Raw genomic sequence first — 9,588 nt, forward strand, 5'->3', positions numbered from 1 at the left:
GCTCCGTTAAAGACAGCCGCGCATGGTAAGCACCGCGCCGCCACGGCGCCAGAGGGCGCCCGCTGCGCGCTGTACATAGTCGATTTCTATTGCATTGCCTGCGGCGTGATGTCGCATCTATGCGCTGTGGGCCGGCGAGACCGCATCTCTGGCCTGGTGAATGGCTCTATCTCAAGGCTTCTGGCGCAGGTTGCACGACTAAAGTCGTCTGGCTGCAGAAATTGCTGGACATAAAGTGTCGCACGCTCTCGGTCAGGGAGCCCTTTATCGCGTGGAGACTTTCCTGATGTCCAACGACCATCTGTACCAGCAGATCCATGCCGATCCGCGCTTTCAAGCGCTGGTCAGCAAGCGGGGACGCTTTGCCTGGGGGTTGGCTGTGCTCATGCTGGCCGCCTATTTCGCCTTCATCCTGGTGATCGCCTTTGATCCGCAGCTCCTGGGCACGCCGCTCAGTGCCGGTTCGGTGACCACCTGGGGGATGCCGATCGGCCTGGGGCTGATCTTCATGTCCTTCATTCTGACCGGCGTCTATGTGCAGCGCGCCAACGGTGAGTTCGACCGTCTGACCCGGGAAATTCTCGACGAGGTGCAAGCATGAACCTCTGCCGTCTGTGCGTGGCGCTGGCGCTGCTGCTGGCCTCGCCAGTGTATGCCGATGCCTTGACCGGAGAGGTCGAGAAGCAGGCAACCAACTGGACCGCCATCCTGATGTTCTTGGTGTTCATCGTCGGCACCATGGGCATCACCAAGTGGGCCGCCAAGCGCAACACCTCGACCGCCGACTACTACACCGCCGGCGGCAGCATCACCGGCTTCCAGAACGGTCTGGCGATTGCTGGTGACTTCATGTCCGCGGCGTCGTTCCTCGGCATTTCCGCGCTGGTGTTCACCAGCGGCTACGACGGGCTGATCTACTCGATCGGCTTTTTGGTCGGCTGGCCGGTGATCCTGTTCCTGATGGCCGAGCGCCTGCGTAACCTCGGCAAGTTCACCTTCTCCGACGTGGCCTCCTACCGTCTGGGCCAGACCCAGATCCGCATCCTCTCGGCCTGCGGCTCGCTGATCGTGGTGGCCTTCTACCTGATCGCGCAGATGGTCGGTGCCGGCAAGCTGATCCAGCTGCTGTTCGGCCTCGACTACCTCGTCGCGGTGGTGCTGGTCGGTGTGCTGATGGTCATGTACGTGATGTTCGGCGGCATGCTGGCTACCACCTGGGTGCAGATCATCAAGGCGGTGCTGCTGCTCTCCGGGGCGTCCTTCATGGCGATCATGGTCATGGTGGCGGTCGATTTCGACTTCAGCCGTCTGTTCGCTGAAGCGGTGGCGCTGCATCCCAAGCAGGAAGCGATCATGAGCCCGGGCGGTCTGGTCTCGGATCCGATCTCGGCGATCTCCCTGGGTCTGGCGCTGATGTTCGGCACTGCGGGTCTTCCGCACATCCTGATGCGCTTCTTCACCGTCTCTGATGCCAAGGAAGCGCGCAAGAGCGTGTTCTACGCCACCGGCTTCATCGGCTACTTCTACATCCTGACCTTCATCATCGGCTTTGGCGCGATCCTTCTGGTCAGCACCAATCCGGCCTTCAAGGATGCTTCGGGGGCGATCATCGGTGGCACCAACATGGTGGCCATCCATCTGGCCAACGCGGTGGGCGGCAACCTGTTCCTCGGCTTCATCTCCGCGGTGGCCTTCGCCACCATCCTCGCGGTGGTGGCCGGTCTGGCCCTGGCCGGCGCCTCGGCGGTGGCTCATGACCTGTATGCCTGTGTGATCAAGAAGGGCAAGGCCAACGAGGAAGACGAAATGAAGGTCACCAAGCGCACCGTGCTGGCGCTGGGTGTGCTGGCGATCCTCCTGGGGATTGCCTTCGAGAACCAGAACATCGCCTTCATGGTGGGGCTGGCCTTCTCGGTGGCGGCCAGCTGCAACTTCCCGATCCTGTTCCTCTCCATGTACTGGAAGGATCTGACCACCCGTGGCGCGCTGATCGGCGGGGCACTGGGGCTGGCCACCGCGCTGATCCTGACCATCCTCAGCCCGACCGTATGGGTGGATGTGCTGGGCTTTGAGCAGGCGATCTTCCCCTACAAGTACCCGGCGCTGTTCGCCATGCTGGCCGCCTTTGCCGGTCTGTGGCTGTTCTCGGTGACCGACCGCTCGAAGACGGCGAGCGAGGAGCGTGCGCGCTTCTTCCCGCAGTTCGTGCGCTCGCAAACCGGCCTGGGTGCCAGCGGCGCGGTCGCGCACTGAGTCAGGGTGATGGCCCGGTGAGAGATCACCGGGTCTGCAAACAAAAGGGGCAGCCGGATTGGCTGCCCCTTTTTGTTGCCCGCTCGATTCGCCGCGCCGCGCGGCTGCGGCTCAGTGTTCGTTGAGCAGCTCAGCGGGGATCTGGTGGCGTGGCAGCAGCAGGCATTGCTGGTGGGTCGGGTCGAAGACGATCAGCGCCTCGCCCCGGTCCAGCGCCTGGCGCACGGCCGCCACGCGGGTGGCCAGCGGGGTGTCATCGCCATTATCGGTGCCCTCGCGGGTCACGAAGTCTTCGATCAGGGCGCTCAGGGTGTCGGCGCTCAGTTGCGCGGGAGGGATCAGTAGCATGGTCTTCAGGATCAACAGGGTGCGCCCGGCCCCGGAGTGGGCCGGGCAATCGAGCGGGGGTCAGGTGTACTTGGTGAAGATCGCCCGCACCCGGCTGAGGGTGGCGGTGCTGTCTGTTTCGGGGTCCTGAACCGCTTCTTCGATCAGGCAAGCGAGCAGCTCCTGATAGGCGCGATCCAGCGCCTTGCGGGCGGCGCTGAACTGCTGGGCGATGTCCTCGCAGGCCTCACCGCGGCGGATCATGGCCTGCAGGCCACGAATCTGCCCCTCGATGCGGGCCAGGCGTTTGAGCATCGCATCCTGCTGCGGGGTGATGGTATCTGCTAAGGGCGAAGAAGCGGTGAGGGTCATTGATCAGTCCAGGGTTCGACGCAGGGAGAAGGCGCCGCGCAAATCGCCCAAGGCAAAGCCGCGCGCCTGATCGTCAGGATACCGCTGGTCGATCACCGCGGCCAGTTCCGGCTTGATGGCGCTGCCGTGGCAGGCCAGGCAGGCTTCGCCGGTGGGGATGGCTTTCATCAGGCGAAATTCCCCATCGACGATTTCCGCATGTTTGATCTCGCTGAGCGGCTCACCGGCGGCGGCGCGTGCGGCGAACTGCTTGAGCACCTGGCGCTCCCAGGCATCCGGGGCGTTGGCCGGGTTGCGGACCTTGAGGGCGGTACGGCCAATCTGCCAGGGGCTCTGGCTGTGCTGCTCGGCGATTTGCGGGGCGAGCAGCTGGCAGGCTTCGACCGCCTGGGTCGGGCCGCCTTCCTTCATGGCGGACTGCACGGTTTCCAGCAGCTGTCCGGCAAAGGGCGGGATCAGGGCCGCGCCCTCGCGGGCAAGCGCTGCTGGATCGGCGGCAAAACTCGGCAGACTCAGGCTGCCCAGCAGGGCGAAGGTGCTCAGAATGGCAAGGCGCATCGGTGTGACTCCAGTGGGTTTTATACTTTGGGGAGTATCAGGCGCGCGCGGTGACCGGGCAATAGGCCATCTGTCGCAGGCGGGCCGTATGGCGCCCGGACGCCGGCCCGCGTACAGCCCGCCCGCCGCCTTCAGCGCCCGCGAATCAGCTCACGGAGCAGGAAGCGGCTGGGGTGGCAGGCCTCGGCCACCGCGCGCGGCAGCGGCAGCGGCTCATGCTCGATCCAGGCGGCCAGCAGCTCGGCGCATAGCGGGGCGCTGATCAGGCCCCGCGAGCCGTGACCGGCGTTGACGTACAGCCCGTCCAGCCAGGGCGCCTCGCCGGTAAAGCGCTGGCGGGCATCCTTGCGCAGGGCGGCGTAACGCTCACGAAACGCCTCGGCCTCCACCAGCGGGCCGACCAGCGGCAGGTAGTCCGGGGTGGTGCTGCGAAACGCCACCCGTCCCTCCAGCGTGGCCGGGTCGGTGTCTGTCTCTCGCAGCCGGGCGTGCAGGGCGGGCGAGATCTGCTCCAGCAGGGCGAGGTTATCGGCATGCTCCTCGGCAGAGGGTGTGAGATCGTCACGTTGGAAGTTGAAGCTGGCGCCCAGCGTGTGCTCGCCGGCGCGCGCCGGGGCCACATAGCCCTCGGCACACAGCACGCAGCGCAGCGCCGCGCTGGCGGTGCTGGCGCGCAGGGCGCTGATCTGCCCGCGGATGCGCTTGAGCGGCAGATAAGCGGCCTGCGGGAAGTGGCGCACCTCGCTGGCGGTACACAGCACGGCAACCGGCGCTTCGGCGAGCAGGGTGTCATCCTGCCAGGCCTGCCATTGTCCGTTCACCCGGCGCAGCTCCAGCGCCTGCTGGTGAGTCAGCACGCGGATGCGCGGATGCGCCGCCTGCAGCCGGCACAGGGCCGGCGGATGAACCCAGCCGCCGTCCTCAAACCACAGCCCGCCGTGCTCCAGCGCAACCCCGGCCAGGGTACTGGCCTCGCTGCGATCCACCGCCCGCAGCAGGCTCGGCGGGAAGGCCTCGGCCAGCTGCTGCTGGCGCGCCGCCTCGCGCTCATCAAAGGCCAGCTGCAGGACGCCACAGGCGCTCCAGGCCTGATCGTCCTGCAGACGCTCGAGCAAGCGGCGGGTGTAGCCAAAGCCGGCGACCACCAGTTGCGACAGCGCGGTGCCGTGGGCCGACAGCTTGAGGTACAGCACGCCCTGCGGATTGCCGGAGGCCTCGCGGGCCAGCTCGGCGTGCCGCTCCAGCAGCGTGACCTGCCAGCCGCGCGCCGCCAGACTGGCCGCGCTGCTGCAGCCGGCCAGCCCTCCGCCGATCACCAGCGCCTGGCGCGTCTTGTGCCGCGCGGCCGGGCGGGCATACCAGGGGCGGCCATCGTGGCCGGCTGCAGGCTGGCTCGCGTCCCGCTCACCGGCCAGCATTTCGCGCTTGTGGCCAAAGCCTGGCACCTTGCGCATGGCAAAGCCGGCCGCTATCAGGCCGCGGCGCACAAAGCCGGCTGCGGTGAAGGTCGCCAGACTGGCGCCAGGCGCCGACAGCCTGGCCAGTTCGGCAAACAGCTCAGGGCTCCACATCTGCGGATTCTTTGCCGGGGCGAAGCCATCGAGAAACCAGACATCGACCGCGGCATCCAACTGCGCGAGACACGCCAGCGCATCGCCGATCAGCAGGGTCAGCTGGATGCGCCCGCCGGCAAAGCTCAGGCGCTGAAAGCCCGGATGAATCGCCCGATACTGCGCCAGCAAGGCCTGGCCCTCATCGGCCAGCTCCGGCCACAGCGCCAGCGCGCGGGCCAGATCCTCGGCGCACAGCGGGTATTTCTCGACACTGATCACCTGCAGCCGCGCATCGGCCGGGGCGTGCGTGAGAAACGTCTGCCAGGCGCAGAGAAAATTCAGGCCAGTGCCAAAGCCGGTTTCGCCCACGCACAGCTGTCCGCCAGCCGGCAGCGCGGCGCAGCGTTCGCTGAAGCGGTTGCTGGCCAGAAACACGTGGCGGGTTTCCGCAAGGCCTGAGGCGCGGGAGAAATACACATCGCCAAAGGTGCTCGAGCGGGGCTGACCCTGCTCATCCCAGTCGAGGCGGGCATGGATGGCATCGCGCATGTACGGCGGCTCCGCAGATCAAAAGAGGCGCATTCTAGCGGTCTGCTGCGGTGCTGCCAGCCTTCGGGCTTGCATGCTCCCCGGGGGGATCGTCTAGTCTGGGTGCGAATCTTTCAGGAGCTGTTGCATGTTTGAAGCTGCCGAGATCGGTCACCGGATCGACAAGGAAACCTACGACGCCCGCGTGCCGGAGCTGCGCAAGGCGCTCTATGAGGCGCAGTACGAGCTGCGCCAGCAGGGTCGTTTTCCGCTGATCATCCTGCTCAACGGCATTGAAGGCGCGGGCAAGGGCGAGGTCGTGCGCCAGCTCAATGAATGGATGGACCCGCGGCTGATCCAGGTGGAGACCTTCGACTGGCAGACCGACGAGGAACTGGCGCGCCCGCCGTACTGGCGCTACTGGCGACGCCTGCCGCCCAAGGGGCGTACCGGAATCTTCTTCGGCAACTGGTACAGCCAGATGCTGCAGGGGCGGGTGCGCAATCGCATCGACGATGCGCGCCTCGATCAGGCCATCGACAGCGCGCAGCGCTTTGAGCGGATGCTCTGTGATGAGGGGGCGCTGATCTTCAAGTTCTGGCTGCACCTCTCCAAGAAGCAGCTCAAGCAGCGCCTGAAACTGCTCAAAAATGACCCGCAGCATGGCTGGCGGCTCAGCCCACTCGATTGGCAGCAGAACCGCACCTACGACGCCTATGTGCAGCACGGCGAGCGGGTGCTGCGCCGCACCAGCCGCGACTACGCCCCCTGGTATGTGGTCGAGGGCGCTGATGCCCGTTACCGGAGTCTCACGGTCGGGCGAATCCTGCTCGAGGGCCTGCAGGCGGCGCTGCGCATGCCGGCCCGTCCGCGTCCCCATCCCCACGGCGCACCGCTGACCGCCAGCCTCGATGGTCGTGGCCTGATCGACAGCCTCGACCTGAATCGCGCGCTGGAGCGTGACGAGTACCAGCGTCTGCTGGGCGCCGAGCAGGCGCGGCTGGCCGGGCTGATGCGCGACAAGCGTTTTCGCCGGCACGCGCTGGTCGCGGTTTTCGAGGGCAACGATGCCGCCGGCAAGGGCGGGGCGATCCGCCGGGTTGCCGCCGCGCTGGACCCGCGCCAGTACCGGATCATCCCGATTGCCGCCCCCAGCGATGAAGAGCGCGCCCAGCCCTACCTGTGGCGCTTCTGGCGGCATATCCCGGCGCGCGGGCAGTTCACCCTGTACGACCGTTCCTGGTATGGCCGGGTGCTGGTCGAGCGGGTCGAAGGTTACTGCACCCAGGCCGACTGGCTGCGTGCCTACAGCGAGATCAATGACTTCGAGGAGCAGCTGGTCAATGCCGGGGTGGTGCTGGTCAAGTTCTGGCTGGCCATTGATCAGGCCACCCAGCTGGAGCGCTTCAAGGAGCGTGAGGGCAGCCCCTTCAAGCGCTTCAAGATCACCGATGAGGACTGGCGCAATCGTGAGAAGTGGCCGCAGTACATCGACGCCATCAACGACATGGTCGATCGCACCAGCACCTCGGTCGCGGCCTGGACGCTGGTCGAGGCCAACGACAAGCGTTATGCGCGGGTCAAGGTGCTGCGCACCCTCAATGATGCGCTGGAGGCGGCCTTCGCCCGTGAGGTGCGCTGAGGTGCATTTACTCGCCCGGCCCGCTTGCGCAGAATGCAGCGTCCCCAACCGTGGAGCGTTATCGATGTCGATTCAGGAGCAGATCCGCCAGACCCTGCAGGAGGCCTTTGCCCCCCTGCACCTGGAGGTGCATAACGAAAGCCACCTGCACAGCCGCGGCAGTGACAGCCACTTCAAGGTGGTGCTGGTCAGCGAGCAGTTTGCCGGGCTGCGTCTGGTGCAGCGTCAGCAGCGTGTCTATGGCGCGCTAGGCGAGCTGATGCCGCAGTTCCATGCATTGGCGCAGCACACCTACAGCCCCGAAGAGTGGGCGGCGCGCGGCGTAGCGCCGGAGTCGCCCACCTGCCTGGGCGGCAGCAAGCACGATCTGGCTTGAGCGGCAGCGCACCGGTGCAGAGCGCTGCGCCGGTGCGTTATGGCTTGCGCGCCAGCAGCGCGGCGCGGCGCGGCGCGGGCAAGCCTTCGATGGTCTTGCTGTGATCGGCGGAATCGAGAAATTCAGGCAGCGACTGGAACCGCATCCAGTCCGTAGCGCGCTGCTCCTCGACACTGGTGACGCTGACATCGATGCAGCGCACCTCGACAAATCCCGCGCGGCGCAACCACAGCTCCAGCGCCGCCACCGAGGGCAGGAACCAGACGTTGCGCATCTGCGCGTAGCGATCCTCCGGCACCAGCACGGTCTGCGCGTCGCCTTCCACCACCAGGGTTTCCAGCAGCAGCTCGCCGCCGCGCCGCAGGCAGTCCTTGAGCGCCAGCAGGTGGTCGATCGGTGAGCGGCGGTGGTAGAGCACGCCCATCGAGAACACTGTGTCGAAGCCTTCGAGTTTTTCCGGCAGCTCTTCCAGCGCCAGTGGCAGGTGCCAGGCGGGCAGCTCCGGCAGGTAGTGCTTCATGGCCAGAAACTGGCAGAAGAACAGCCAATTAGGATCAACGCCGACCACGCAATCAGCGCCGGCGCCGAGCATCCGCCACTGGTAGTAGCCATTGCCGCAGCCGACATCCAGTACCCGCTTGCCGGCGAGATTCAGATGCGGGGCGATGCGCGTCCACTTCCAGTCCGAGCGCCATTCGGTGTCGATGTGCACATCGAACAGCGTAAACGGCCCCTTGCGCCAGGGGATCAGCCCCTTGAGCGCCTGCTCCAGCGCGGCGCGCTGGGCTTCGCTGCAGGCCCCATCGAGGCGGAAGGCATCGAGCAGTTCACGCTGCGTGGCTTCGAGGGCGGGTAGTGCATCCAGCGCCGCCTGCCAGCGCGCCAGATCACCGTGGCCGCGTACCAGCTTGTCAGCCAGCAGATCCGGCAGGGTGGCGGCCCAGGCCGCCAGCGGCGTGCCGCGCAGTGTGTCGATCAGGGCGGGGAGATTGGCGCGGTTGGCAAGAGCGGTCATGGGCAGTCCGGCAGGGTTCAGGGCAGGGCGATCAGCGAGGCGAAGTTCAGGCACTGAAACCAGGGCACGACCTTGGAGAAGCCGGCGGCGGCGAGGCGCTCGCGGTGCTCCTCAAGGCTGTCGGGCTTCATCACGTTTTCAATGGCGCTGCGCTTCTGGGCGATTTCCAGCTCGCTGTAGCCGTTGGCGCGTTTGAAGGCGATGTGCAGTTCACCGAGCAGCGCATGCTCCTCGGCATCGTTAAAGCGCAGCTTTTCGGAGAGGATCAGCGCCCCACCGGGCAGGAGGGCCTGGCGGATCCGGCTCAGCAGTGCAAGGCGCTGGTTCTGGGGGATGAACTGCAGGGTGAAGTTCAGCGCCACCACCGAGGCCGGCTGGAAGTCGAGCTGGCAGATATCGGCCTCCAGCACTTCGACCGGCAGCAGCTCCTGGAACATCGAGTCCTGAGCGTGCAGGTACTCGCGGCAGCGCTCGACCATGGCATGGGAGTTGTCCACCGCGATCACCCGGCAGTCCTCGGCCTGCACGTGACGGCGCAGCGCCTGGCTGACCGCACCCAGCGAGCAGCCCAGATCGTAGAGTGCGCTGTGGGGCTGGGCGAACTGGCTGGCGATCACGCCGATGTTCTCGACGATGGTCGGGTAACCGGGCACTGAGCGCTTGATCATGTCGGGGAACACCCGCACCACCGCCTCGTTGAACACGAAGTCAGCGACCTGGTCCTGAGGGGTGGCATAGAGGCGATCGGGATGCTGGGTCACGGCAGGCTCTCGGGCTGGGTTCTGTGCAGGGCGTGCATTCTAACGAACCCATCCGCCCGCGAGCAGCACTGATTGCGTGAGGCTCGCCGGGAGACGCGGTGACAGGGTATGCGCTGTGGTGCTCTTGGGCACCTCTAAAAACCAGGCTCACCTCCGGGTAAAATCGCCGTCCCGTTGACCACCCGGAGTCTGCTGATGTTGAG

General features: G+C 66.2%; 10 protein-coding genes. 4 read left to right on the plus strand and 6 right to left on the minus strand.

The annotated features are described in order from the left end of the window. Nucleotides 1-286 precede the first annotated feature (286 nt). Both MXC11_RS02595 and MXC11_RS02600 read left to right on the plus strand, forming a co-directional pair. Nucleotides 287-601, plus strand: a complete 315-nt coding sequence (locus tag MXC11_RS02595; protein WP_250004825.1) for a DUF485 domain-containing protein — start codon at nucleotides 287-289, stop codon at nucleotides 599-601. After that, nucleotides 598-2,253 (plus strand): cation acetate symporter, encoded by a 1,656-nt coding sequence (locus MXC11_RS02600; protein ID WP_250004827.1) that lies wholly within the window; start codon nucleotides 598-600, stop codon nucleotides 2,251-2,253. The genes MXC11_RS02595 and MXC11_RS02600 overlap by 4 nt, the downstream gene beginning before the upstream one ends. Before the next feature lie 111 nt (nucleotides 2,254-2,364). Here MXC11_RS02600 and MXC11_RS02605 read toward each other — a convergent pair whose 3' ends face one another. The 4 genes from MXC11_RS02605 to mnmC form a co-directional block, all read right to left on the minus strand. Further along, entirely contained in the window at nucleotides 2,365-2,601 is a 237-nt protein-coding gene (locus MXC11_RS02605) for a YheU family protein (protein ID WP_250004829.1), read from the minus strand. A 60-nt stretch (nucleotides 2,602-2,661) separates the two neighbouring features. Beyond that, nucleotides 2,662-2,952: a metal-sensing transcriptional repressor gene (locus tag MXC11_RS02610; RefSeq protein ID WP_250004842.1), complete on the minus strand. Its 291-nt coding sequence runs from the start codon at nucleotides 2,950-2,952 to the stop codon at nucleotides 2,662-2,664. Between the two features lie 3 nt (nucleotides 2,953-2,955). After that, entirely contained in the window at nucleotides 2,956-3,510 is a 555-nt protein-coding gene (locus tag MXC11_RS02615; protein WP_250004845.1) for a Tll0287-like domain-containing protein, read from the minus strand. Between the two features lie 131 nt (nucleotides 3,511-3,641). Then, on the minus strand, nucleotides 3,642-5,612 hold the full coding sequence (gene mnmC, locus MXC11_RS02620; RefSeq protein ID WP_250004848.1) for a bifunctional tRNA (5-methylaminomethyl-2-thiouridine)(34)-methyltransferase MnmC2/FAD-dependent 5-carboxymethylaminomethyl-2-thiouridine(34) oxidoreductase MnmC1: 1,971 nt from the start codon (nucleotides 5,610-5,612) through the stop codon (nucleotides 3,642-3,644). A gap of 127 nt (nucleotides 5,613-5,739) precedes the next feature. On the opposite strand from mnmC, the gene pap reads away from it, so the two are divergent. Both pap and MXC11_RS02630 read left to right on the plus strand, forming a co-directional pair. Beyond that, nucleotides 5,740-7,233 (plus strand): polyphosphate:AMP phosphotransferase, encoded by a 1,494-nt coding sequence (gene pap, locus MXC11_RS02625; RefSeq protein ID WP_250004850.1) that lies wholly within the window; start codon nucleotides 5,740-5,742, stop codon nucleotides 7,231-7,233. 64 nt (nucleotides 7,234-7,297) lie between these two features. After that, nucleotides 7,298-7,609: a BolA family protein gene (locus MXC11_RS02630; protein WP_250004853.1), complete on the plus strand. Its 312-nt coding sequence runs from the start codon at nucleotides 7,298-7,300 to the stop codon at nucleotides 7,607-7,609. A 37-nt stretch (nucleotides 7,610-7,646) separates the two neighbouring features. On the opposite strand, the gene cmoB is transcribed toward MXC11_RS02630, so the two are convergent. Together cmoB and cmoA are read right to left on the minus strand one after the other, a co-directional pair. Next, a complete protein-coding gene (cmoB, locus tag MXC11_RS02635; RefSeq protein WP_250004855.1) occupies nucleotides 7,647-8,624 on the minus strand; it encodes a tRNA 5-methoxyuridine(34)/uridine 5-oxyacetic acid(34) synthase CmoB in 978 nt (325 codons plus the stop codon). A 17-nt stretch (nucleotides 8,625-8,641) separates the two neighbouring features. Continuing rightward, nucleotides 8,642-9,385 (minus strand): carboxy-S-adenosyl-L-methionine synthase CmoA, encoded by a 744-nt coding sequence (cmoA, locus tag MXC11_RS02640; protein WP_250004857.1) that lies wholly within the window; start codon nucleotides 9,383-9,385, stop codon nucleotides 8,642-8,644. Nucleotides 9,386-9,588 lie beyond the last annotated feature (203 nt).

The sequence above is a fragment of the Pseudomonas eutrophicaquae genome (assembly GCF_023544715.1).
Lineage (GTDB): Bacteria > Pseudomonadota > Gammaproteobacteria > Pseudomonadales > Pseudomonadaceae > Geopseudomonas.

Bases quoted from the DNA above. Each gene is read 5' to 3' on its own strand.
- cmoB (WP_250004855.1), bottom strand. From the start codon at position 8,624: ATGACCGCTCTTGCCAACCGCGCCAATCTCCCCGCCCTGATCGACACA.
- MXC11_RS02605 (WP_250004829.1), bottom strand. From the start codon at position 2,601: ATGCTACTGATCCCTCCCGCGCAACTGAGCGCCGACACCCTGAGCGCC.
- MXC11_RS02630 (WP_250004853.1), top strand. From the start codon at position 7,298: ATGTCGATTCAGGAGCAGATCCGCCAGACCCTGCAGGAGGCCTTTGCC.
- MXC11_RS02595 (WP_250004825.1), top strand. From the start codon at position 287: ATGTCCAACGACCATCTGTACCAGCAGATCCATGCCGATCCGCGCTTT.
- MXC11_RS02600 (WP_250004827.1), top strand. From the start codon at position 598: ATGAACCTCTGCCGTCTGTGCGTGGCGCTGGCGCTGCTGCTGGCCTCG.
- MXC11_RS02610 (WP_250004842.1), bottom strand. From the start codon at position 2,952: ATGACCCTCACCGCTTCTTCGCCCTTAGCAGATACCATCACCCCGCAG.
- mnmC (WP_250004848.1), bottom strand. From the start codon at position 5,612: ATGCGCGATGCCATCCATGCCCGCCTCGACTGGGATGAGCAGGGTCAG.
- pap (WP_250004850.1), top strand. From the start codon at position 5,740: ATGTTTGAAGCTGCCGAGATCGGTCACCGGATCGACAAGGAAACCTAC.
- MXC11_RS02615 (WP_250004845.1), bottom strand. From the start codon at position 3,510: ATGCGCCTTGCCATTCTGAGCACCTTCGCCCTGCTGGGCAGCCTGAGT.